This is a genomic window from Zoogloea sp. JDB1, from assembly GCF_056724025.1.
The window spans coordinates 5,062,959-5,085,221 of record NZ_CM161496.1 but is presented as its reverse complement, the minus strand read 5'-3'; the positions used below and the strand labels follow the sequence as shown (position 1 = coordinate 5,085,221).

The window sequence follows — 22,263 nt, the reverse complement described above, 5'->3', positions numbered from 1 at the left end:
TCTAGCCCTTCTTCTTAGTCCTCTATCGCCCTTTTTCCTGATTCTGTCAAGCGGTTGCATAGGTATGCAGCTAGGCGGTTTTCGTCGTTGTTTCTTGGGTTTAATGGATCTGAATTCCAAGTGTAATAGTAAATTGCTGAGACTTGGCCGTTCCTCATATATGTTTCAAAGGTTTTTCTCGTTTCGTCCACCAATAATAGTCGCTTCTTGTCTTCCGTCGGACAGGATGCTGAGTCTGCTTTGAAGCCCCATTCGGTGATCCAGCACGGCGGAGAGTTGGCCAATTTTCCGCAGTTTGTTAGCACATAGCGGTCAAGTCGCTCTTTGCGTCTCACCGCTTCAGTTGGATTTCCGGGGCCATTTTCCCACGGATATACGTGTACCCCGTAGCCGTCTACATAGTTACTTGCTCCATGTTGGTTTAGATACTTAATGGTGGCATTTATACTGATAAGATCGGTGTTGATTTTGTCTAGCTTTCCCTCGGGTGCTTCAATGCCGCCTAGTCCAGCGCTAATTAGAGGTGTGTTCTTGTAATTTTGAGATGCCTGGAGTTCTTCTTTCGCTATTTTTAGAATTTCGATGTACCTGTCGAGCCCCTTCGCAACTTTAATGCCTGTGTCTGAGGTTGTTAGATCAGCGTATCCAAGTTGGCGCCCTTCCCCAGGTACAGGAAAGTCTGCATTGAAAGCTGCGGTATTGATCTCGTTAAATATTTCAAATGCAGATATCTGTATGCCAGCGCCAGATAGATCAGTTAGTTTTTTTCTAAAGAATGAGCGAAAGTAATTGGGGTCGAGGCTTGAAAGCGGAGGTGAAGGCCACACGCGGGGGAAGTTTGCTCGATCATATTCCCGACGAGGAGTTGAGGAGGGGATGCTTTCATCTAGTCGGATGATAAGGTGTATTTTTATATTGTTCTTTTGTATGCGCCTGGCAAATTCTATGCCGTCTTTTGTGTTTGGGATGCTCGTTCTAATTGATTTTACATGGGCATCACTTATGGCTCGAATGGTACGTTCTTGTTCTTCTATGGGTAGAAGAAAGATGTTTGTGACATTGACTCCTATGTTTCTTTCTGTTGAATAAACTGCAGTGGAAAAAATGGAGGCCATTATTAAGATTGAAAGTTTAGATCTTTGGTGCATGGTGTTCTCCTTTTGTAGGGAAACTATATTTCGTAGTATTGATTGTAATAAATGATGTTTGAGTTTTCATGTTGAATGAGTGTATTCTTTTGCGCAGTGTTCTCCTAAACTTCAATTATGCTTACTACTACATCTGTGTGGCAGGCTCTGACCGGGCACAAACGTTGTGCTGAGCAAGTCCATCTACGTGATCTTTTTTCATCTGACCCCGAGCGCTTCTCCCGCCTCTCCTTCGAACTCGAAGGCATGCTCGTCGACTTCTCCAAGCAGCGTGTCGATCAGCGCACGATTGAACTCCTGCTTGATCTGACTAAGGTCGCCGATTTGGAAGGCTGGCGGGCGCGGTTGTTTGCCGGTGATAAGATCAATGTAAGCGAAGATCGCGCGGTTCTCCACACGGCTTTGCGTTACATGAAGCCCGGTGTGTTTCCCTCGGCCACTTGCAACGTGATGCCCGAAGTGCGCGCCGTGCGCGCTCAGATGCGGGAATTCTCCGAGAAGGTGCGTGGCGGGCTGTGGCGCGGGTTTTCCGGCGAGGCGATCCGCGATGTGGTGAACATCGGGATTGGCGGGTCGGATCTGGGGCCGAAGACGGTGGTGCGGGCGCTGTCTGCTTATCAGCGCCAGGGGTTGAAGATGCATTTCGTGTCCAACGTGGACAGTGCGCATCTGGCCAAGCTGCTGGATTCGCTGAATCCGCGTTCCACGCTGTTCATCGTGGCGAGCAAGACCTTCACAACGCAGGAGACCATGCTCAATGCGCACACGGCGCGGGAGTGGTTGTGTGCGGCGGCGGGCGACGATGCGGCGCGGGCTTTGCCGCTGCATTTCGTGGCGGTGACGTCGGCCATGGAGAAGGCCCAGACTTTCGGACTGCCTGCGGCCAACGTGTTCCGCATGTGGGACTGGGTGGGCGGACGTTATTCCCTGTGGTCGGCGGTGGGCTTGCCGATTGCGCTGGCGATCGGCATGAATGGGTTCGAGCGTTTGCTGGCCGGTGCGCAGGCGATGGACAACCATTTCCGCGAGGCGCCGTTCGAGCGCAACCTGCCGGTGCTGATGGCGCTGATCGGGGTGTGGAACACCAATTTCCTGGGGGCGAGTACCAGTGCGGTGCTGCCTTACCACGAGTCCCTGCGTTTCCTGCCGTCCTTCCTGCAGCAGCTGGAGATGGAGTCCAACGGCAAGACGGTGGGGCGCGATGGACAGCCGCTGTCCTGTCAGGCCAACCCGATTGTGTGGGGCGAGATCGGGAGTAACGGGCAGCACGCGTTCTTCCAGCTGCTGCACCAGGGTGGCTGGCTGGTGCCCTGTGATTTCATTGCCAGCGCGCAGAGCGATTTTCCTTTGCCGGGGCACCAGGCACCGTTGATGGCCAACTTCCTGGCCCAGAGTGCGGCCCTGGCCTTCGGCAAGACCGAGGCGGAAGCCCGGGCCGAACTGGAGGCCGCCCGCGTGCCGGCGGACCAGATGGCCTCGCTGCTGCCGCACAAGGTGTTTGCCGGCAACCAGCCGTCCACCACCATCATCCTGCCGCGCATCGTGCCTTACTACCTGGGCATGTTGCTGGCGTTGTACGAGCACAAGGTGTTCGTGCAGGGCGTGATCTGGGGCATCAACTCTTTCGACCAGTGGGGGGTGGAGCTGGGCAAGCAACTCGCCGGCCGCCTGCTGCCGGCCTTGACTGGTGAGACGGATAGCGAGGGGCTGGATCAGTCCACGCGGGCGCTGATCGCGTGGATTCAGGAGTACGGGGACTGCTGAGTCAGGCTGCGTCCGTTGGCGCGTAGATCCGGTAGCCGCCCTTGCCGGCCAGTTTGCCCTGGTACAGGGCCTGGTCGGCGTGGTGGAGCAGATCGTCGGCGTTGCGGCCGTCACGGGGCGAGAAGCTGATGCCGATGCTGGCGGAGATGCGGGTGCTGGGGCCGGCACCGTCGTGGCCCAGGGCGATGGGCTGGCGGATGGCTTCGATGATGCGGTCCAGGCAGGCCAGGCGGTCGCTGCCCTCTTGCAGGCCGTTCAGCAGGATCACGAACTCGTCGCCGCCGATGCGGGCGACGGTGTCGGTGCCGCGCAGTTCCTTGCGGATGCGCTCGGCGGTGACTTGCAGCACGTGGTCGCCGGCGGCGTGGCCGAAGGTGTCGTTGACCGGTTTGAAGTCGTCCAGGTCCACGTAGCACACGCCCAACAGGCCGCCGCCGCGGCGGGCCTGGGCGAGGGCTTGTTCGAGGCGGTCCTTGAGGAGCAGGCGGTTGGGCAGACCGGTGAGGGCGTCGTGGTGGGCCCAGTGTTCCATGGCCTGCTGGCGCTGGATCAGGCCGCCGACACTGGAGAAGACGGCCACGTAATGGCCGATGCCGAAATCATCGCCATTGCGGACGGAGGAAAGGGTCAGCCACTCGGCAGAGAGTTCGCCGCTGGGCGCCCGGCACTGAATGGCACCACTCCAGTGGCCGCTGCTGTTTACCGCGCTCCATATGGCAGGGGCGTTGTTGTCATCGTTGCCGAGGCCGGATTTGAAGGTGGCGAGCGGGGCTCCCAGCAGTTCGTCGCGACTCGTTCCGCAGCTTTGGGCAAAGGCCGGGTTGGCGTCGATGATGTTGCCAACGTCGTCGATGATGCAGATTGATTCGAGGGTGTTGTCGAATACGCTGCCGGCCAGTCGCAGCTTGGCTTCAAGTTTCTGGCGGGCGCCGAGTTCCTTCATGAGCTGCAGGGTGCGGTTGGACAGGCTGTCGTACATTGCCAGCACGGTCTCGATCAGGGCCCGCACGGTACTGTTCATGGCGCTGTTGCTGTGCCGCTTGGCGTCTTCCAGGGGCTGGCCGGCGCGGATGGCGATGACGGCCTGCGCCATGCGCCGGTCGCTGTAGAGGATGTGGAAGGCCAGCCATTGGCACAGGAAGCTCAGGATCTCTTCGACGGTCATGTCGGTGGACTTGCCGGCCTGGGTATTGCGCAGACGCATCACGTCGTCGATGAAGGTCTGGTGCGTCTTGCGGTGTTCGACTTCCCATGGGTCGTCCGGCAGGGCCTCGTGCCAGGTCACTTCTTCGGTTGCAAAGTGGTACTGGGCGTAGGCGGCAAGCTCGCCGAAGATCTCATCGAGCCCCGGCAGATCTGCCGAATAGGCCAGATGGCTGGCCAGTCGATTCACCAGCCGGACCAGTTGCTGGTGTTGTTCGTCGATCTCCGCGATCCCCGTCTCGAAATTTGCGCTCCACGGGAAAATCTCTACCGCATTCATGGGGGCGTTTGCTCCTGTTGGATTTTACAAGAGTATCAAATTTGCCGAGTTTGCCGTTGGGGATGTTTACCGTTTATCGGCATGGGCATCATTGTCCGCCATGAAGACCCTGGACGCTGCCCGCCGAGTACCAGTCGGTGGCGATCCCCTTGGAGAGTTCGTAGCGCCAGAAGGCTTCACGCAGGATTTCGCGGAGGGCGTCGTTGTCCCAGGGTTTGGCCAGAAACTTGTATACCGAGCCTTGATTGATCGATGCGGTGACGGTATCAAGATCGGTGTAGCCGGACAGGACGATGCGGATCGCCTCGGGGTAGATGTCCTTCACGCGGCGCAGGAACTCGGTGCCACTCATGTCGGGCATGCGTTGATCGGCCAGGATCACGCCCACCCGGTTGGTGGCCAGCAGCTCGAAGGCTTCGGTGGGGCCCGACGCCACCAGTATCTGGTAGCCATCGCTGCGCAGCAGGCGGCGCAGGGCGTTGCGGATGTTCTCTTCGTCGTCCACCAGCAGCAGGGTGCGCCGGGCATTCAGCTCGGAGGCCAGTTTGATCAGGGGCTCGCGTTTGCGCAGCAGGGCCGTGATCTCATCCGCGGGAAGGGGTTTGCTGAAGTAATAGCCTTGCAGGCTTTCGCAATAGTGGCGTGCCAGGTAGCTGGCCTGGCCCTCGGTTTCAACCCCCTCGGCCACCACCCCCAGGCGCAGGTTGTGGGCAATGGCGATGACGGCGCGGCAGATCGAGGCGCTGGCCGGGTCACGGGTGATGTCGCGGACGAAGCTGTAGTCCACCTTGAGCCGGTCGAGGGGGAGGCGCTTCAGGTAATTGAGGCTGGAATAGCCCGTGCCGAAATCGTCGATGGAGATCTGTATGCCCATTTCCCGGGTGCGCTGCAGGAAGGCAATCAGCATCTCTGGGTTCTCCATCACCATGCTCTCGGTCAGCTCCAGCTCCAGGTAGTGGGGATCGAGGCGGGTCTCGTTGAGCGCGCGGCGCACTGCGGCGAGCAGGCGGTTGTCGCGCAGCTGGGCGATGGAGACGTTGACCGAAACCGGGAAGTCGGACAGGCCTTCGTCGCGCCACGCCTGGTTCTGCCGGCAGGCTTCCTGCAGCACCCACTCTCCGATGGGAATGATCAGTCCGCTTTCTTCGGCCACGGGAATGAACTGCCCGGGGGGCACCAGGCCGAATTGAGGGTGCCGCCAGCGGATCAGGGCCTCCATGCCGCACACCACGCCGTTCATCGCGCTGACCTGGGGCTGGTAATACACCACCAGTTCTCCGGCCTCCAGCGCCGTGCCAAGCCGGTTTTGCAGCTTCACCCGCTCGGAGACCCGGGTGTCCAGCTCGGTGGTGAACAAGCGGTGCTGGTTGCCGCCCCGTTCCTTGGCCTGATACATGGCCAGTTCGGCGTACTTGACCAGGGTGATCGGGTCGTCGCTGTCCTTGGGGCAAAAGCTGATGCCGACACTGGCGGTGAGATTGGTGCTTTCTTCGCCGATGGGGATGGGGGCGCGCAGCACGGCTTGCAGCCGCTCGATGACAGGGGGCAGATCGTCCGCATCGCGCAGGTCGGCGCAGATCATGACGAATTTGTCGGCCACCAGCCGGCCGACCGTGTCGCCGTCGCGCAACATGCCCGACAGCAGGCCAGCCACGGTTTGCAGCAGCTTGTCGCCGACATAGTGGCCGAGGCCGTCGTTGACGATCTTGAAACGATCCAGGTCGAGGCAGATCACGGCGACTGTGCTGCCGTGGCGCTGGGCGAAACCAATGCTCTGGCGCAGGCGTTCCAGTAGCAGGTCGCGGTTGGGCAGACCGGTCAGCGCGTCATAGTAGGCCAGGTAGTTGATGCGCTCTTCCTTGGCGATATGGTCGAGCGCAAAGGAGATGTTCCCGGCCAGTTCTTCCAGCAGGTGCATCTCGTCGGCATTGAACACTTCGGGCGTGTGCGCATAGAGGAACATCAGGGCCACGGTCTGTTTGTCCACCTGCAGGGGCAGGGCGCAGAGGGCGTGGTAGCCGTGCGACACGGCGAGCGCCGCCAGGGGCATGCTGGCGGCCTGCGTCAGGTCGCGGCAGACGACGGTTTGTTGCTGCTGGATGGCTTCGTTGACCAGGGCCTCGTCCAGGTTGCCGACATCGGTCGCCGCTGCGAAGCCGATGCTCTCGGCCCACAGGCCCACGCCATGCCAGGCGGTGGGTTTGATATGCGCGTTGTCCGCACTTGTCATCCCCACCCAGGCCAGGCCGAAGTGGCCGAACTCCACGGCGACGCGGCAGGCTTCGCGGAACAGCTCCTCCCGTTCATGGACCCGCACGATCAACGTATTGATGTTGGAGAGCACGGCGTAGATGCGGTTGAGGCTGACCACCCGCTCTTCGGCCCGGCGCCGTTCGACCACTTCGGCCTGCAGGGCGGCGGTGCGCTGCTCCACCAGGTTTTCGAGGTGCTGGTGCAGGTGTGCCCGTTCCAGGGCTACGGCCACCTGGTTGCCGATGGTGTCGAGGACGTTCAGATCCTCGTCGTTGAAGCTCTCTCCGTCCACTGCCAGCAGCTGGATGACCCCCAGGTGGCGCCGCTCCAGGGCGAGCGGAACGCTGGCGTTGCGCCCGGTGGCGGTGGCGGACGAGATGTCCCCGATCCACTCCAGGGTGTCGGCCCCCCGCTGCGAAGCGGCTGTGCCGGTCTTGCTGGCCGCGACGAGGCGATAGCTCTGCTTGCCGTCTGCGTCGGCGAGGTAGATCCAGCCGGCCTCGAACTTGGGGAGGTCCATCGTGGCCTGCAGGGCCAGTTCGCAGACCTGGGCCGGCGTGCTGACCCGGTTCAATTCGTCCGCGATACGGTAGAGCCCGGCCAGGGTCTGGCTGGAGCGGGCAATCTCGATCTGCTGCTGTTGCATCTCCTCGTTCATGCGCACCGCTTCTTCGTAGGTGGAGATCAGCAGGTCGATGATCTGCTCCCGTTCCGAAGTGATGTAGTGCTTCTTGCCGCCCAGGTAGACCTCGAGGCCGATATTGATCCGCTTGCCCTTGCGCAGTTCCAGATTGAGCAGAATGTACTCGACCCGCGCCAGCAGCGCGTGGGGCTCGTAGGGCTTGCGGATGAAGTTGTCGGCGCCGCATTCCAGGCTGCGGGCAATGTCCTGGATGCCGGACAGGGAGGTGACGATCACCACCGGGATGTCCTTGAGTTCGGGATCGGCCTTGACGGCCCGGCACAGGGCGTAGCCGTCCATTTCGGGCATGACGATGTCGCTGATGACCAGCGTCGGTTTGCAACGCCGGATTTCTTCGAGGCCAAGGCGGCCGTTGGCCGCCATGCGGGTCCGGTAGCCATGCTGTTGCAGCAGGTAGCACAGTTGTTCGGCCTGGGTGGGGCTGTCCTCGACGACCAGGATATCTACGGCGCTCGCTTCATTGGGGGCGGGTTGCATGATGTACCTCGATTTCTCAACGCTTTGACGGTTCGTGAATGCTGTTGCCGTTGCGGCGTTTCACCAGGAGCGCCAGAAGGCCGCCAATCTCGGCCGGCGCCAGGATGTGGGCCGCCGCATCGAGCCGGATAGCCTCCCCGGGCATTCCGGCCACGACTGAACTTTCGCGGCTCTGGGCAATGGTGACGGCCCCCTTCCGGCGCAGGAGGCCCAGCTCGGCCGCGCCGTCCTTGCCCATGCCGGTCAGGAGCACGCCCACCGCCTTGTCTCCCACGGCCCCCGCCACGGAGTTGAAAAGGTGGGAGACGGACGGCCGGTGTCCGTTCTCCGGTTCGCCCCCGGTCAATACAATCCTGTGGCCGCCATGGCCGTCGTCCTTGACCTCCATGTGCCGGCCGTCGGGGGCCACGTAGGCCCGACCGGGTTCCAGTCGGGCGTCCTGGGTGGCCATCTGCACGGGAAAGCCACTGGCCGCGGCCAGCCATTCGGTGAATCCTTCCGTGAAGCCGGGGCTGATGTGCTGGACGATGAGCACGGGCACGGGAAAGTCCCGCGGCAAGCTGGCCAGTATGGTCTGCAGGACCAGGGGGCCGCCCGTGGATGCGCCGATGGCGACCAGGCTCACCGGGGACGTCGGGTCCGGCTCGGTCCGCACCGGCGTGGCCTTTCCCGTCTGGGCCGCGGACCAGCGCCGCACTACCTTGACCTCGGCCATCAGCTTGACGGTTTCGACCATCTTGCGGGCGGCCTCGCTATCCGGCAGGTAAGGCTTTTCGATGATGACCAGCGCGCCGGCGTCCAGCGCCAGGAAGGTTTCGGCCACTTCATGCTGGGCGGAGCTGCCAGAGATCACCACGATGGGCACCGGCAGGCTTTCCATGATGATGCGGGTGGCCGCCGCACCGTCCAGGTGGGGCATATGGAAATCCATGGTCACCACGTCGGGCTGGCAGCGCCGCACCTGTTCTATGGCTTCGCGCCCGTCCCTGGCCGTGCCGACTACTTCCAGTTGCGGGTCGCTGTTGAGCAGGTGCACCTGCAACTCGCGCTGCACGGCGGAGTCCTCCACCACCAGGACACGGATACGCTTGGTGCTGGTCATCATAGGAGCCTTCTGATGGCTGTCAGCAGGTTGCTCTGGTCGAAGCTGCCCTTGACGATGTAGGCATTGGCGCCCGCTTCGGCACCCCGCTCCAGGTCTGCGCGGGAGCTCAAGGCCGTGACCAGCACCACCGGCAGGTCGGCGAGGGCTTTGTCGGCGCGCACCTTGGCGGTGAGATCGAAGCCGTTCATGCGCGGCATATCCACGTCGGACACCAGCAGGTCGAAGGGCTCGGTGCGCAACTGGGTGTAGGCGTCGAGGCCGTCCACCGCGGTCTTCACGTTATAGCCGGCCGCTTCGAGGATGCCCTTGAGCAACATGCGCGAGGTGATCGAGTCCTCCGCCACCAGCAGGGACTTGCGCGCCGCGGCGGCATCGGTGGCGGGCTCCGGGGAGGGCGCAGCATGCCGCGCCGATTTGAGCAGGTCGGGGACGTGGAGGATCGGTACCACCCGGCCACTGCCCAGCACCGTGGCGCCGGCAATGTTGCGTACGCGCCGCAATTGCCGGCCCAGGCCCTTGACCAACACCTCCTGCTCGCCCAGGACCTCGTCCACCTGAAAAGCGATGCGGTTCTCTGCTGTCCCCGCGACCACCAGTTGCACGCTCTCCGTTCGCGCTTGCGCCTTGTCGGCGGGGATGCCGAGCACCTGAGCCAGGCGTGCCAGAGACAAGGCTTGGCCGTTCAGCGGAATGGTTTCCCGGTTCTCCACCGTGGCAATGGCCTGTCTGGCGACCCGTGCCACCTGGGTCAGGTGTGCGTTCGGGAAGATGAACTCCCGTTCGCCGCTGCGCACATGCACGCCGCGGAAGGTTGCCAGCGTCAGGGGCAGCACGAGCCGGAAACGGGTTCCCCCGGCGGGAGACGCGCCGACCGAGACCGAGCCGCCCAGGCGCTCCACCTTCTCCCGCACAATGGTCAGCCCCAGGCCGCGACCGGACAGATCGGTGACGATCGGGCTGGTGGACACGCCGGATTGGAAGATCAGCTCGAGGCAGGCGGCGTCGTCGAGAGCCGTGCTGCCGGCGTCGCCGTTGCCAGAGGGGGGGGCCAGTTGCAGCCGATGGGCCACATCGCGAACCTTGTCGAGGGGAATGCCGGCGCCGTCGTCCGCGATGACGATCTCGATGCGGCTGCCTTCGATCTGGCTGGCGCTCAGCTCGATCAGGCCCCGTCGCGGCTTGCCCGCCGCCAGCCGCGTCTCCGGCTTCTCGATGCCATGGTCGAGGCTGTTGCGGACCAGATGGATCAAGGGGTCGCGCAGGTCTTCCAGGATTCGCCGGTCGATCTCCGTCTCGGCGCCGCGAATCCTGAAATCCACGTCCTTGCCCTGGCTGCGGGAGCCGTCCCGGACGAACTTGGGAAGCACCTCCGCGATCGAGGAGATGGGCAGCATCAGCGCCATCTTCACGTCGTCGAGCAGGCCGTCGGCCGTGCTCCCCAGGCTGCGCCAGTCGTGCTCGGCCGCCTTGGCCAGGGCTTCCAGGCGCATCGCGTGGGTCTTGATGAAGTCATCTTCCTGCTGCAGGTATTCCAGCAACCGGCGCAAGCGGGTGTCGTCCTTGCGCCGGTTGCCCGCTTCCCCGCGCTGTTCCCTGCGTTCCAGGCGCCGCAGCAAGGCCCTGGCCTCCGGTGCGATCCGGGCCCTCTGCCGGGCCAGCGCAATGACGCCGGATTGGGCCGCGCGGACGTCCATGACCCGCTGGTGGGCCGTGAGCTTGGCGGCGAGCAGGGATTCGGACTGAAACAGGATGGCGTCCAGCCGTGCCACGGGCACCCGCACCGTATCTCCGCCCCGGAGCGGGGGCGGGTCGGGGAGGGCCTTGCCCATCGTGGGTCCGGCGGCGACGCCGGCCGTGTCTTCGGGCGGTGAGGCGCTCGGCGGAGCCTGGGGATCCGGGGGAATGTCATTCCGCACAACGGGGGCGGGCGCCTCCGTGTTCCGGGGGCCGTTGGCACTCAGGCGCTGGCGCAACTCCCGGACTGCCGCCAGTTGGGCCTTGGTGGGCGCCTCTTCGACGCTCCCCAGCAGGGCGCTCAGCACATCCACGGCTTCGTTGAGCAGATCGAACTGCCCGGCGGAGACGCTGGCCTTACCCTGCTTGAGCAGGGAAAAGAAACTCTCCATGGACTGGCAGAGTGTCTCGATCTCGCTCTTGCCTACCGCCCGAGCGGCTCCTTTCAGGCTATGGGTCTCGCGGAACACGGTTTCGACGATGCCCTGCCGCTCCTCGGGCGCCGCCGTCTTTTCGAGGGCGATCAAACCCGAGGAAAGGGCCTGGACGTGCTCCGCCGCTTCGTTTCTGAAGGTGGCGAGGAGACGCTTGCGGAAGGCATCGTCGTTCTTCTCCATGGCTCAGGTCTGGTAGCGGGCGATCAGTTGCTTGAGCCGTACGCCCAGTTCATGGAGGTTCTGCGCGGTGCTTTCGGTCTGCTTGGTGCCCGCCACGTTCTGGATGCTGGCTTCGCGGATGTTCTGGATCGCCAGCACGGCCTGGTCCATGCCCACCAGTTGCTGCTGCGACGAGACGGCGATCTGCGTGGCGGCCCGTGCCGCCTCGGCAATACTCTCGGCCAGTATGCGGATCGATTCGCCCACCTCGGCCGATAGCTTGACGCCGGCTTCCACCGCCTTGTTGCCCTGTTCGGTCGCCATGACCGCGCCGCCCGTGGCCTTCTGGATGTCGCCGAGGATCGCCCGGACTTGCGCCGTGGCCTGTTTCGACTGGGCGGCCAGGCTCTTCACTTCCTGCGCCACCACCGAGAAGCCCTTGCCCTGGTCGCCGGCCTTGGCGGCCTCGATCGCTGCATTCACCGCGAGCAGGTTCGACTGCTCCGCCAGATCGTTGACTGTGGCGATGATCTCGCCGATGGCCTGGCCTTGTTCGGAAAGCCGCACGATGCTCTCGGCGATGGACTCCATCTGCTCCTGGATCCGGTGCATGGACTCCACCGAGTCTTCCACCGACTTGCGTCCGCTCTTTGAGATTTCCACTGTGCGCAGGGCGGTTTCCGAAACCAGCTTGGCCTTGTCCGCCGCCAGTAGCGAGGTCTGCTTCACTTCTTCGACGGTTGCCATGGTCTGGCTCACGGCGGTTGCCGTCTCCGCCGAGCTCGATGCCACCTGGGATGTGGCTGCCACAATTTCGCTCGACGAGGCTGCCAGTATGTTGATGCCTTCTCCGACCTCCTGAGTCATCCGGCGCAGGTTCTCCACCATCGTCGACAGGGCGTTGCCCAGCACGTCCTGGCTCGACTGGGGGGTGATCCGGGCCGTCAGGTCGCCGGCGGCGATCCTGTCCGCCACCAGGGCGATGTCCTGCAGGGATCTGGCCATGAGGGCGAAGGTACGCATCAGGACCCCGACTTCGTCGTCCCGCGCGCCTGCTGACAGGTCGACGGCAAGATTACCGACGGCGATCTGCTCTGCCGCGTCGCTGACGGCCTTCAGCGGCTGGGCGATGTGCTGGGTCAGGAAGAGTCCGGCGCAGAGCACCAGCCCCATTGCCGCGAGCAAGCCGCCGACGATGATCAGCGCCGTGTTGTCGGTTTGTACGCGGGCTTCCTCCTCACGCACCTTGAGGAGCGCGAGTTCTTGGTTTTCCATGTCCTTCAGCAGGACGCGGATGTCGTCCATGGCCTTCTTCCCCCGGTCCGTCATGACGACTTGCCGTGCCGGCTCGAAGCCCTTGTTCTTCCTCAGGGAGATGGTCTCCTTGAGTTCGTCGAGCTTGCCCGACAGCAGTGGGCCCAGGGTATCCAGCCGCCTCTGCTGGTTGGCGTTGTCCGTCGTCAGGTCGCGGAGCGACCGCAAGGTGCTGTCGATGCCGTTCTGCACCGAGAGGAATGGGGGCAGGTAACGGTCTTCGCCGGTGATGAGATAGCCCCGTTGCCCGGTTTCGGCATCCTGCAGCAGGATCAGCAGATCCTTCAGCTTCCCCTGTACGTCCCGCGTGTGGGTGACCCATCGCACGGTTTCCGCCTGTTTTATCGTGCTCAGGTAGGACACCCCCGCTACGACCATCAGGACGGCCAGGACCGCCAGCAAACTCAACCAGAGCTTCGTACCTATCGAGGCTTTCATCGTCGGCTCCTTCTTCCGGTAGTTGTCCCCGTCATGGGGCCACCGACTCGTCGATGACGAGACGCGGGTCGGCCAGCAGCTTGGCTGCATCGAGAATGACCATGGGATCGCCGGTCACGCCCAGGAGATATCGTTCCCGCAGTCCCGTCAGGGTCGGCAGGGAGGGTTGCAGTTCGCTCCGTGGCACAGTCCGGACCCCCATAACGCTATCTGCCAGGATTCCGAACGTCATCGCCGTAGAGTGCAGGACGATGACCTTGTTGAGATCGCCGAGCCCGTTTTCGGGCAGATCGAAGAACTTGCGCAGATCGACCACGGAGACGATCTCGCCACGGACATTGACGATGCCGAGCACAAAGGGTGGGGTGCAGGGCAGGCGGGTCAGGTCGAGGAGGGGGAAGACTTCCCGCACGTACGTGAAGCCCATGCCGTAGCGTTCGCCGGAGAGCAGGAACTCGATCACGTCGATGGTCTCGCCGTCGCTTTCCGCCAGCTTGGGCGTGGCCAGGGCCTGAGCCCGGGCAGCCAGGATGCGTGCCGTTTCCTGCGCGTCCGGAGTGCCGTCGTTCTCCACTGCATGCCGGACCTGCTCCAGGCGGCGGTGGACATCGCTCCAGTCGATGCTGCGCCGGGGCGCAGCCGCTTTCTCCCTGCTCATGTCATCGCTCCATTTGACCGGGGGCGGCCTCGCCGCCCGCTGCGAGGGTTGCTGCGATGTACTCCCGCAGGCGTCCGGCGGTCATCCCATCGGCCTCCAGTGGAACCTGTTGTGCATCCAGTGGCGCGAGCAACTCCAGGGCGTTGCGGTAGTGCTTGCACGCACTCGCATGTCGGCCGCGGCGCTGCAACAGATTGGCGAGGGTGACGTGGGCCATGACGAAATCGTGGTCCAGGTACAGTGTGCGCTGCAAGGCAGCGGCCGCGTCGTCGTCATACCCCAGTTCGAGCAGTATGGAGGCCCGCAGAAAAGCCCAGGCCGGGTTGAGCTTGTCTTGGGCGATGGCTTGGTCGCAGGAGGCCAGGGCTTCAGCCAGCCGGCCGCGATCGGCCTGCTCACGCGCCTGCCGGACCAAGGTCTGTGCGAGGTCCGGTGCGGGTGGGGGCGGGGGTAGGCTGGGGGCGGGAGGAGAGGGCTCGGAAATCAGTGGGGATGTTCGCCCATGATGGGGGGCGGGGGTGCTTGATGCCGTGTGGGGAGGATGTGTCATGGGCTCAGCTGCAAGCGGCCAGGTGCCGTCCGCTTCCGCCTTTTGGTAGAACAGGACGCCCGGCAGGTGGCGAGGGCGCAGCGGGGGGGCGGTGACCAGTGCGCTTTCCACCGGGCTGAGCACGAGCCAGCCGCCGCCGAGCAGGCTGTTGCCGATCCGTTCCAGGGCCTCCGCCACCCGTTGCGGATGGAAATACATCAGGACGTTGCGGCAAAAGATCAGGTCCATGGCGTTGGTGTTGGTGACGACCGCCGGGTAGTGGCCGTCCATCAGGTTGAGGTAGGAGAAACTCACCAGGGACTTGATCTGCGGTGCAACGGCCCGATGGCCGGCACGCGGGGCGGAAAACCAGCGTTGCCACGCCGGGGGGAGCGGTGTGCGGAAGGACCAGTTGCCGTAGACGCCTTCGCGGGCCTGGGTCAGCGCATGGAGATTGATGTCGGTGGCCTGGATGGAGACATTCCATTGCTCGATGTCGGGCAGCCTGTTCGCCACGGCGATGGCGATGGAATAGGCTTCCTCGCCGCTACTGCAGCCGATGCTCCAGATGCGGATGCGCCGAGTGGTGTCGCGGCGGTGACGGATCAGATCCGGCAGCAGGTGCTGCTCCAGGGCCGCGAAGATCTCGGGGTCACGGAAGAAATAGGTTTCTCCCACGGTCAGATGGCGCCCCAGCACCTCCAGCTCCCGCTGCCCCAGGGGCTTGGCCAGCAAGCCGTGCAGGCCGTCCCGAACCGTACGGTAGCCCAGTTCGGCGGCGGCGGGGGCCATGCGGCGCAGGAGGTCCGGCCAGCGCTCCGGCGGAAAATGCAGGCCCAGGCGCATCGACAGCATTTCGCAGAGGGCGCTGCGGATCGGATCGTCGAAGGCGTCGGCCGGTGCGTCCATATTGCGGGCCTAGCTCACCAACCGGTCCAGCTGTTGATGTTCTTCCGGCAGGAAGAAGGCGCCTGGATCGTACATGAGGATCATGCCTGCCTGGTTCCGGAGCACGCCGTCGAGGAACTTGACTCCCGCAACGACCGCCTCGGCGGGGACCCTGTCCTGATCGTGCCATGCCGCGACGTCCAGGATCTTTTCGACTGCGAAGGCAATGGGGCGATGGGGCGTTCGCGCAATGATGATCTGATCGGAGAGGGCGATCGGCCGGGCGGGCAGGCCGAGGCGGAGACGGATGTCCATGACCGGCACAATCTCGCCGTGAAAGTCGATGATTCCCGAGACGACGGTGGGGGCCTGGGGTAAAGGGGTGATGGCCTGCGCGCGTACGACCTTTTCCACCATGGGCAGCGGCAGCGCGAACTGTTGTCCATCCAGCGCGAAGATCAGGCAGAACCCGGTATCTTTATCCATCGCATGAACCATTGAATGGGATTGGTACGCAGCGGTCCGGGAACAACAGGGTAAAACCTGTTGCACGAATGCTCCGGCCGATGAGCACCCGATAGGCTGTAATGGCATTGATATTGCGGTCAATTGGACCCGCGAGTCTGTGACCTGCGGCATTGGGCTCCGACTCTTAATTCACTTGAGATCGGTTTCCGGCCGACCGGCCTGCTCAAAAAAGCCAGCGGCCGCCGGGTGCTTCGGCGGGGGGCGGCGGCGCCCCCTGAACGGCTGTGCCAGGCCCGGCGCAGCCGGCGTTCAGCTGCCGACGGCCACGCTGATCACGTCGCTCCAGTTGCCGACCTGCTCATCGCGCAGGCGGTAGATGGCTTTGTATTTCCACAGGGCGGAGGTGCTCGGGGCGGGGCTGGCGTCGGTGTAGGCCGGGTCGGTGGTGATGGTGTGGAAGCTGAGGCCCTTGTCGTCGCCCCGGTCGGCCCAGATCTCGATGGAGTCGGCGTCACCCTTGGTCCATTGGATGACCGGGCGGCCGGCCTTGATGGCGATGTCGATGATGGGCTTCCAGCCGTCGGGATCGACGATCTGGTTGCTGCCGACGATGCTGAGATCCTGCCCGATGGCTTCGGTGTAGTTGCGGGCCGTCTTGATGCGGGCGATCAAGGCGGTGACGCGGGGAATGATGCCGGGCGGCACGGTGGGCACCGGGGCCGAGAGGTTGGCGGCCGGGGGGAAGGCGCCGGTGCCGGCGCCGCCGTCGCGCTGCAGGTTCTTGAAGGTCGTCCACAGGCGTGCATTGCCCTGGATGACGTTGTGGGCGTTGATCATGTAGCGGAAGGCGGCTGCGTCGGCTTGCAGGCTGGCAAGGTCGGCGGGGCTGACTTCGAGGGTTTCCGCATAGATCGGCAAGCGGGTGGCCAGCAGGTCCAGTAGGGCCACTTTGCCGTTGTCGTCCTTGGGCAGGTAGTAACTCTTTGCCATTTCATCGTCTCCAGTTTGTGCTGCTTGGTTGAAAGAAGTGCTCAATGAACCTTGAAGCGCTTGCGCAGGTTTCGGCATAAGCCCGGAAACCCGCTTCCCGCCTGGCTTTGCGGGATGTTGACGTGCTCTGAATTGGGGAATTGGCGATGCCGCCGGACGATTTTTTCTTGGGAAAAAATCTTTTTTTCATAGGAAAAATCGGATTTTTCACGCCGACGGAAAATTTTTTCATGGGACGAAATGCTGCGGCGGCACGAAAAAAACAGTGGGCGGCGTGTCGCGCGCTTTGGGCCAGGCGTTAAAAGCATGGCGTCACGCGTCTTGATGATTGGGTGGGATGGCGCGAGGGTTGAGTGGCTTGGCGGAACAGTTTTGTGGGTTGAAAAAATTGATTTTTCATATGAAAAATTGTTTTTTTGGATCCAAAAAATCGCTTGTCGGCCCCGCTGGATCTTTACGCGAAGCAACGGGATGGAATTTTCATGCGTCGCGCTGGTTTGATTTTGTGGCGCAGGCCAAACATCTCATGGATTTACAGGTTACCCTAATTGAATATTGTATGTGAATATTTTGAGGGGCCGGGCGCAGGGGGGCCGGGCGCAGGGGGGCCGGGCGCTGTCGCCGAAGGGGAGGAGACGCGGAACGTGGGGAGGCGGGGCGCAGGCAGGGGGCGGCCCGGAGGGGCGGGGTGAGGGGGCGGTGGAGCTTGTCTGGCGGGTGCGGTAGCACCGGACGCCCCGCGTGCGGGGGCACTGCGGGGCGCGGTGTTCCGGGGCGTTCAGCCCCAGCGCTTGAGGAAGTCGAGCAGGGCTTCGCGGCGGGCGGGGGTGAGCTTGCGGTAGGCGGCCTGGAGGTCGCGCTCGTCGGCGGGGAGGGGTGGCGCGACGCGGTATTCGGGGGGCTGGGGCTGGTTGGGGTCGTAGTCGCGGGCGCCGCGCCCGGTGACGAGCCATTCAAACCACAGGTCGAGTTCCACGGCGAGGGCGCGGAGGTTTTCGACGGTGGGTTCGGTTCGGCAGCTTTCCCATTCGGATGCGGCGGGCTGAGACACTCCAACCCGCCGGGCGAGTTCTCCTTGGCTGAGCCCCCTAAGTTCCCGTGTTGCTTTGATTCGTTGTCCTATCTTCATAGGACTTAAAATATAGGTAATACCTATATGCCGGTAAATAATTAATGCTGTTGACTTGTTTGATAATCGAAACTTATAGTTACTGATACATGTTTTGCATATGAGGTTGGCTTCATGACAACGCCGCTGCGCCTTGTGCGCATGAGTCTGGGGCTGACCCAGAGCCAGTTGGCACGTTTGGTTCAGGTGACCCAGCCGCATATTTCGGCGCTGGAGTGCGGTGTGCAGCGCCCTTCGCCGGAGCTGGCGGCGCGCCTGGCGGAGGCGCTGGGCAGGCATGTGATCAACGAGGAGCAGTTGCTGTACCCGGAGCGTTTCAGCCCGGCGGTACGCATGGAGGAGAAGGCCGGTGATAGGTGATGGTGATGAGCTTGCCGCCGGTCTGGATTCCGGCGGGATAGGGGGCGAGGCGGAGGGCGGGCAGGGGGCGTTCTGCTTGTTCTTCCAGCCCAAGGTGGCTTTGGGCGCGCGCAGCCTGGTGGGCTTTGAGGCTTTGCTGCGCTGGTGTCACCCGAGCCGTGGGATATTGTTGCCACAGGACTTTGCGGGTTTGCTGGCCGATCCGTGGACGGCCGAGCAGATCGACTTGTGGGTGCTGCAGGCGGCAGTGGGCCAGTTGGCTGCGTGGCGGCGGGCGGGGTTCAGGACGTCGGTGAGCGTGAATGTGTCTCCCCATGCGCTGCGGCGCGTCGGTTTGTGCGGGTATCTGCAGGGCTTGTTTGCGCGCAGTTCGGAGGTGTCGCCGCTGGATCTCGAGCTGGAGATTCTCGAGACGGCCCTGATCGCGCCACTGGCCCAGGTGCGGGCGCAGATTGAGCGGTGCGCGGCGGGTGGGATCCGCTTTGCGCTCGATGATTTCGGTACGGGCTTTTCGTCCCTGAGCCATCTCAAGTGCCTGCCGGTGGGCAGTCTGAAGATCGATCGTTCCTTTGTGGCGGGCATGGTGGACGATGAGCAGGACCGGGCTATTGTGGCGGGTGTGCTGGGCCTGGGGCATGCGTTCCATCACACCGTGGTGGCCGAGGGGGTGGAGACGGCGGCGCATGCGAGCCTGTTGGCGGAACTGGGCTGCGATGTGATCCAGGGCTTTTGTGTGGCGCCACCGATGCCGGCCGAGCAGGTGCGGGCTTGGGCGGAGTGCTTCCGGTTTGACGATGATTGGGGGGTGAGGCGTGCCGATGTTCGAGTGTGACAACCCGGATTCGCTTTTGAGTCTGTCGGCGGCGCGCCAGCTCGGGCGGGATTTCGAGTGTTTTGCCCGCGGGGCGTTCTGCCTGTTCTTCCAGCCTCAGCTGGGGCTGCGCACGCAGCAGGCGACGGGGATGGAGGCTTTGCTGCGCTGGCGGCACCCGGACCGGGGGATTCTGTTGCCGCGGGATTTCCGTACGTTGCTGGACGACGCAGGGGCCGCGGAGAGGATCGATCTGTGGGTGCTGCACGAGGCCGTGCGCCAGATGGCGGCGTGGCGTGCGGTGGGGGTGCGGGTGCCGGTCAGCGTGAATATTTCGGCACGTTCGCTCCAGCGCAGCAATTTGAGTGCGTACATCGGGGCGTTGATCGATGCCTATCCCGATTTGTCCGCCGCCGATCTCGAGCTGGAGGTGCGGGAGCGGGCATTGATCGAGCAGATGCCGGCGTTGCTGAGGCAGGTGCGGGCGTGCACGGAGCTGGGCATCCGCTTTGCCATCGATGGTTTCGGGACGAGTTTTGCGCGCTTCACTTATCTGAGTGGCTTGCCGCCGGTGCGATTGAAGATCGATCGCCGCTTCGTCGGGCGCATGCTGGAACATCCGGATGACCGTGCCGTTGTGCGGAGCATCCTGGCCCTGGCGGACGCTTTTCGCTGGCCGGTGGTTGCCACTGGGGCTGAAACGCTCACCCATGTGGTCCAGCTGACGCGTCTGGGGTGCGAAACCGCCCAGGGCTTCGCCATCGCCCGTCCGATGCCCGCCAGCAAGGTGAGGGCGTGGCTGGAGGGCGGCAAAGCGTAAGGGGGGGCGCCCCCGCATCGGTTGCGCCGGTCGGTGTGACTGCTGCGCAACTCGATCCGGGGGGCGCGCACTTCGTGCAGGGCGAGGCGATGGCGGATTCGTTCGCCCTTCACTAAGCGGGGGGCTCAGGTCAGCACGTCGACGGTGGCGTCGATCTGGGCCTTGAGGCCGACGAGGTCGACGGCGGTGCCGCTGCCCTGGGCTACGCTGGTGTAGATGCCGTCGCCGTTGCCGTCGTGGTAAACCTCGAAGTAGCTCTTGTGGCCCTTGGTGAAGGTTTCCAGGACGTAGCCGGCTTCGAGTTCGGTGAAGGTGGTGTTGGGGGAGGTGTTGAGGATCTTGGTGCTGCCGTCGGGGCGGACCGCTTCAACCTGGGTGATGGCGCCGTTGGCGTCGAAGGTGAAGCTGTCGCGGATGAGGGGCTGCACGTTGAGGCGGGTGGTGGCGCTGCCGGCCTGGATGAAGGTGGTGGTTTCGGAGGCGATGGCGTAGAAGCCGCTGGTGTCATCGGCGACGAACTGGATGGTCTTGACGGTGCTGCCGGACAGGGTGGTTTCGGTGATGCTGCCGTCGGCGTTCAGTGTGAAGTGCTGGCCGGGCAGGATCTCCCGGTTGTGCGTGATGGTCTTGCCGTCGTCATCGTCGTCGCCCGTCGTGCCGGTGACGATCTGGACGCCCGTCACGGCGCCGTCGCTGATGGTGAAGGTGTAGCCGTGGAGGTGGCCCTGGCTGTCGGTGGTGTCGGGCTCGGCGATGGTGTGGGTTTCGGACGTGATGTGGTAGAGCGTGGCGTCGCTTGTGTCCTGGGTGTATTGGATGGTGTCGGTGCCCCACGGTTTGGTGAGGGTTTCCGTGACGACGCCGTCCGTTACCGTGAAGGTGGTGTTGCTGGGGATGGTGAGGCTATGGGTGTGTGTGCCGTACACAGTGCCGATACCCGTTATCTGGCCGTCGGTGAAGGTGAACTGGAAACCGGCAGTGGTCCTGGTGTTCAGATTCTCGTGTGCATGACTCATGGGTGTCTCCTTCGCAGGTGGGGGAATCCGGAAGGCATTCTTTCCGAAGTCTCCGCAAGGGGCGGTTAAGAAATGCAAGGAAATGTAGCGCGCCGGAGCACCCCGGCGCAGGGCTCGCTTCTACTGGGTACTTGGGCAGGTGTTCTAGCCGTGGTGCAGGCAGAAGCGGGATGGGGGCGGGCAGGCGGTGCTGCTGCTTTCCGTCCGTGCCAGTTCGGCGGCCAGGGCGGCGAAGCTGGCGAGGCCGGCGCTGCGCAGCGGCCGGTAGGGGACGCCGTGGCGTTCGCAGGCGCGTTTGAGCAGGGCGACGGCGTTGTGGCCGACGCAGTCGGTGGGGAAGACGACGAGGTCGGTGTTGGCCAGGCTGCTGGCAAACAGGCCGCGGCGGTCTTCGATGCCGCCGTCGTGGAGGATGAGTTCGCCGCCGGCGGTCTTGACCATGGCGTGGATGGCCTGGGATGAATGGGGGCGGCCGCCGACGTAGAGGATGCGTTTGCCGCGCAGGGCGTCGGCGATGCTGCCCTGGGCGGGGCCGGCGTCGGAGAACTGGGCGGTGAGGTGGCGGTCGATGGCTTCGAATTCGGCGCGGATCTCGTCGCCGAAGCGACGCGATTCGGTGAGGGCGGTCTTGAGGGACTGGGCCTTGGCGTCGGCTTCCTGCAGGCGCTCTTCCAGTTTGTTGGCGCGGGCCTCGTGGTGGGCGGCCTGCTGGTTTTGCGTTTGCAGGGCGGCTTCGAGGGCGTGCACCTGGGCTTCCAGTTGGGTGATGCGGGTGTCCGCCGGGGTGGGGAGGGGGGCGGCGGCGCGCTGCCGTTCGAGGGCGCTGTGTTGCTGGGCGAGTTCCTGCAGGCGGGCTTGCTGGCGTTCGACCTTTTCCTTGAGGTGGGCGTTGTCTTCTTCGAGGGCGAGTAGGCGGCGGATGTCGGCGCGATTGGCCGCCCCGACCAGGTGGGACAGCATGTGCACTTCGCCGAAGACCTGCTGACGCAGGCTGAGGGAGGTGGCCGGGTGGGTCATCAGGGCCCAGTAGGCGCCGGGAACGTCGCCGTGGCGCAGGCATTCGGTCCAGGCCGCATAGAGTTCGTCGTCGTTCTTGTGGCGCTGGAAGCGCTTCAGGTCGGCGGCATAGAGGGTGTCGAGCAGTTTGTTGAGGGCCTTGGCGCCGGGGCCGCCTTCGCCGGAAAGGCGGACGGCCATGTGGTGGATGTCCAGGTCGGTGGCCTTGGTGCGATCCAGTTCGGAATATTTGGGGATGAGCTTGCGTAGATCGGCGGTGCTCAGGCAGGTGCCGATCAGCGAGCAGTGGAAATAGCCGTCGAGCTCGTGCAGCCGCGTGCGCCGCCGCACGAAGCTGCCGGCGGGCAGTCTGGCCGGCGGGGGGAACGCGTCTTCCATCCAGGCGGGTGTCGTGGTGGCGGCATTATCGGTCTGGAACAGATGGGTGGGACGGTTCATGACGGCGGCTCCGGAGATTTCGTTGTACACAAAGATATACAGCGATGCTCCGCCTTGCAATGTGACTTGTGGTCCAGGGGCTTTCGGAAGGACCTCAATTTATTTGTATGGAATTTTTTGTGCG

The 22,263-nt window shown here is 63.6% G+C and carries 19 protein-coding genes; 5 read left to right on the top strand and 14 right to left on the bottom strand.

The genetic code is table 11. From position 1 onward, the window contains the following. Window positions 1-14 precede the first annotated feature (14 nt). Complete coding sequence (locus tag AC1PPK_RS23090; RefSeq protein WP_481115334.1) at window positions 15-1,148, bottom strand: hypothetical protein; 1,134 nt, start codon at window positions 1,146-1,148, stop codon at window positions 15-17. Window positions 1,149-1,265: 117 nt separating this feature from the next. On the opposite strand from AC1PPK_RS23090, the gene pgi reads away from it, so the two are divergent. Continuing rightward, entirely contained in the window at window positions 1,266-2,912 is a 1,647-nt protein-coding gene (pgi, locus tag AC1PPK_RS23085; RefSeq protein WP_481115333.1) for a glucose-6-phosphate isomerase, read from the top strand. Between the two features lies 1 nt (window position 2,913). On the opposite strand, the gene AC1PPK_RS23080 is transcribed toward pgi, so the two are convergent. The 10 genes from AC1PPK_RS23080 to AC1PPK_RS23035 all read right to left on the bottom strand — a co-directional run bounded on the left by AC1PPK_RS23080 (window position 2,914) and on the right by AC1PPK_RS23035 (window position 16,856). Next, the gene (locus AC1PPK_RS23080; RefSeq protein WP_481115332.1) at window positions 2,914-4,395 is read right to left on the bottom strand and encodes a bacteriohemerythrin; all 1,482 of its coding nucleotides are present in this window, start codon (window positions 4,393-4,395) and stop codon (window positions 2,914-2,916) included. 88 nt (window positions 4,396-4,483) lie between these two features. Next, window positions 4,484-7,828, bottom strand: a complete 3,345-nt coding sequence (locus AC1PPK_RS23075) for an EAL domain-containing protein (protein ID WP_481115331.1) — start codon at window positions 7,826-7,828, stop codon at window positions 4,484-4,486. A gap of 16 nt (window positions 7,829-7,844) precedes the next feature. Then, a complete protein-coding gene (gene cheB, locus AC1PPK_RS23070; protein ID WP_481115330.1) occupies window positions 7,845-8,933 on the bottom strand; it encodes a chemotaxis-specific protein-glutamate methyltransferase CheB in 1,089 nt (362 codons plus the stop codon). After that, a complete protein-coding gene (locus AC1PPK_RS23065; RefSeq protein ID WP_481115329.1) occupies window positions 8,930-11,284 on the bottom strand; it encodes a hybrid sensor histidine kinase/response regulator in 2,355 nt (784 codons plus the stop codon). The genes cheB and AC1PPK_RS23065 overlap by 4 nt, the downstream gene beginning before the upstream one ends. 3 nt (window positions 11,285-11,287) lie before the next feature. Next, window positions 11,288-13,015, bottom strand: coding sequence for a methyl-accepting chemotaxis protein (locus tag AC1PPK_RS23060; protein ID WP_481115328.1), 1,728 nt, complete (start codon window positions 13,013-13,015; stop codon window positions 11,288-11,290). Window positions 13,016-13,046: 31 nt separating this feature from the next. Beyond that, the gene (locus AC1PPK_RS23055) at window positions 13,047-13,673 is read right to left on the bottom strand and encodes a chemotaxis protein CheW (RefSeq protein ID WP_481115327.1); all 627 of its coding nucleotides are present in this window, start codon (window positions 13,671-13,673) and stop codon (window positions 13,047-13,049) included. Window position 13,674: 1 nt separating this feature from the next. Then, window positions 13,675-15,111 carry a CheR family methyltransferase gene (locus tag AC1PPK_RS23050; RefSeq protein ID WP_481115326.1) on the bottom strand — a complete coding sequence of 479 codons (1,437 nt, stop codon included), beginning with the start codon at window positions 15,109-15,111 and terminating at the stop codon, window positions 13,675-13,677. 9 nt (window positions 15,112-15,120) lie between these two features. Continuing rightward, on the bottom strand, window positions 15,121-15,576 hold the full coding sequence (locus tag AC1PPK_RS23045; protein WP_481115325.1) for a chemotaxis protein CheW: 456 nt from the start codon (window positions 15,574-15,576) through the stop codon (window positions 15,121-15,123). Window positions 15,577-15,867: 291 nt separating this feature from the next. Further along, window positions 15,868-16,548: a hypothetical protein gene (locus tag AC1PPK_RS23040; protein ID WP_481115324.1), complete on the bottom strand. Its 681-nt coding sequence runs from the start codon at window positions 16,546-16,548 to the stop codon at window positions 15,868-15,870. Between the two features lie 41 nt (window positions 16,549-16,589). Beyond that, window positions 16,590-16,856, bottom strand: a complete 267-nt coding sequence (locus AC1PPK_RS23035) for a hypothetical protein (RefSeq protein ID WP_481115323.1) — start codon at window positions 16,854-16,856, stop codon at window positions 16,590-16,592. 29 nt (window positions 16,857-16,885) lie between these two features. Here AC1PPK_RS23035 and AC1PPK_RS23030 point away from each other — a divergent pair, with 29 nt between their 5' ends. After that, a complete protein-coding gene (locus AC1PPK_RS23030; RefSeq protein ID WP_481115322.1) occupies window positions 16,886-17,113 on the top strand; it encodes a hypothetical protein in 228 nt (75 codons plus the stop codon). Window positions 17,114-17,326: 213 nt separating this feature from the next. Here the strand turns inward: AC1PPK_RS23030 and AC1PPK_RS23025 are convergent, their stop codons facing one another. Then, window positions 17,327-17,677, bottom strand: a complete 351-nt coding sequence (locus AC1PPK_RS23025; protein ID WP_481115321.1) for a helix-turn-helix domain-containing protein — start codon at window positions 17,675-17,677, stop codon at window positions 17,327-17,329. A gap of 114 nt (window positions 17,678-17,791) precedes the next feature. Between AC1PPK_RS23025 and AC1PPK_RS23020 the strand changes: the two genes are divergently transcribed. The 3 genes from AC1PPK_RS23020 to AC1PPK_RS23010 are packed head-to-tail and all read left to right on the top strand — an operon-like array spanning window position 17,792 to window position 19,668. Next, entirely contained in the window at window positions 17,792-18,037 is a 246-nt protein-coding gene (locus tag AC1PPK_RS23020) for a helix-turn-helix transcriptional regulator (RefSeq protein WP_481115320.1), read from the top strand. After that, window positions 18,027-18,869, top strand: a complete 843-nt coding sequence (locus tag AC1PPK_RS23015; protein ID WP_481115319.1) for an EAL domain-containing protein — start codon at window positions 18,027-18,029, stop codon at window positions 18,867-18,869. Before AC1PPK_RS23020 ends, AC1PPK_RS23015 begins: the two co-directional genes overlap by 11 nt. Continuing rightward, complete coding sequence (locus tag AC1PPK_RS23010; protein ID WP_481115318.1) at window positions 18,856-19,668, top strand: EAL domain-containing protein; 813 nt, start codon at window positions 18,856-18,858, stop codon at window positions 19,666-19,668. Before AC1PPK_RS23015 ends, AC1PPK_RS23010 begins: the two co-directional genes overlap by 14 nt. A gap of 125 nt (window positions 19,669-19,793) precedes the next feature. On the opposite strand, the gene AC1PPK_RS23005 is transcribed toward AC1PPK_RS23010, so the two are convergent. Further along, entirely contained in the window at window positions 19,794-20,684 is an 891-nt protein-coding gene (locus AC1PPK_RS23005; protein WP_481115317.1) for a hypothetical protein, read from the bottom strand. Window positions 20,685-20,828: 144 nt separating this feature from the next. Further along, window positions 20,829-22,139 carry a DUF2325 domain-containing protein gene (locus tag AC1PPK_RS23000; protein WP_481115316.1) on the bottom strand — a complete coding sequence of 437 codons (1,311 nt, stop codon included), beginning with the start codon at window positions 22,137-22,139 and terminating at the stop codon, window positions 20,829-20,831. Window positions 22,140-22,263 lie beyond the last annotated feature (124 nt).

What these genes read in the sequence shown, in the direction of transcription:
- AC1PPK_RS23060 (WP_481115328.1), bottom strand. Translation starts at nt 13,015, where the DNA reads ATGAAAGCCTCGATAGGTACGAAGCTCTGGTTGAGTTTGCTGGCGGTC.
- cheB (WP_481115330.1), bottom strand. Translation starts at nt 8,933, where the DNA reads ATGATGACCAGCACCAAGCGTATCCGTGTCCTGGTGGTGGAGGACTCC.
- AC1PPK_RS23045 (WP_481115325.1), bottom strand. Translation starts at nt 15,576, where the DNA reads ATGGATAAAGATACCGGGTTCTGCCTGATCTTCGCGCTGGATGGACAA.
- AC1PPK_RS23005 (WP_481115317.1), bottom strand. Translation starts at nt 20,684, where the DNA reads ATGAGTCATGCACACGAGAATCTGAACACCAGGACCACTGCCGGTTTC.
- AC1PPK_RS23050 (WP_481115326.1), bottom strand. Translation starts at nt 15,111, where the DNA reads ATGGACGCACCGGCCGACGCCTTCGACGATCCGATCCGCAGCGCCCTC.
- AC1PPK_RS23010 (WP_481115318.1), top strand. Translation starts at nt 18,856, where the DNA reads ATGTTCGAGTGTGACAACCCGGATTCGCTTTTGAGTCTGTCGGCGGCG.
- AC1PPK_RS23055 (WP_481115327.1), bottom strand. Translation starts at nt 13,673, where the DNA reads ATGAGCAGGGAGAAAGCGGCTGCGCCCCGGCGCAGCATCGACTGGAGC.
- AC1PPK_RS23025 (WP_481115321.1), bottom strand. Translation starts at nt 17,677, where the DNA reads ATGAAGATAGGACAACGAATCAAAGCAACACGGGAACTTAGGGGGCTC.
- AC1PPK_RS23065 (WP_481115329.1), bottom strand. Translation starts at nt 11,284, where the DNA reads ATGGAGAAGAACGACGATGCCTTCCGCAAGCGTCTCCTCGCCACCTTC.
- AC1PPK_RS23040 (WP_481115324.1), bottom strand. Translation starts at nt 16,548, where the DNA reads ATGGCAAAGAGTTACTACCTGCCCAAGGACGACAACGGCAAAGTGGCC.
- AC1PPK_RS23075 (WP_481115331.1), bottom strand. Translation starts at nt 7,828, where the DNA reads ATGCAACCCGCCCCCAATGAAGCGAGCGCCGTAGATATCCTGGTCGTC.
- AC1PPK_RS23090 (WP_481115334.1), bottom strand. Translation starts at nt 1,148, where the DNA reads ATGCACCAAAGATCTAAACTTTCAATCTTAATAATGGCCTCCATTTTT.
- AC1PPK_RS23000 (WP_481115316.1), bottom strand. Translation starts at nt 22,139, where the DNA reads ATGAACCGTCCCACCCATCTGTTCCAGACCGATAATGCCGCCACCACG.
- AC1PPK_RS23020 (WP_481115320.1), top strand. Translation starts at nt 17,792, where the DNA reads ATGACAACGCCGCTGCGCCTTGTGCGCATGAGTCTGGGGCTGACCCAG.
- AC1PPK_RS23030 (WP_481115322.1), top strand. Translation starts at nt 16,886, where the DNA reads ATGGCGCGAGGGTTGAGTGGCTTGGCGGAACAGTTTTGTGGGTTGAAA.
- pgi (WP_481115333.1), top strand. Translation starts at nt 1,266, where the DNA reads ATGCTTACTACTACATCTGTGTGGCAGGCTCTGACCGGGCACAAACGT.
- AC1PPK_RS23080 (WP_481115332.1), bottom strand. Translation starts at nt 4,395, where the DNA reads ATGAATGCGGTAGAGATTTTCCCGTGGAGCGCAAATTTCGAGACGGGG.
- AC1PPK_RS23035 (WP_481115323.1), bottom strand. Translation starts at nt 16,856, where the DNA reads ATGCTTTTAACGCCTGGCCCAAAGCGCGCGACACGCCGCCCACTGTTT.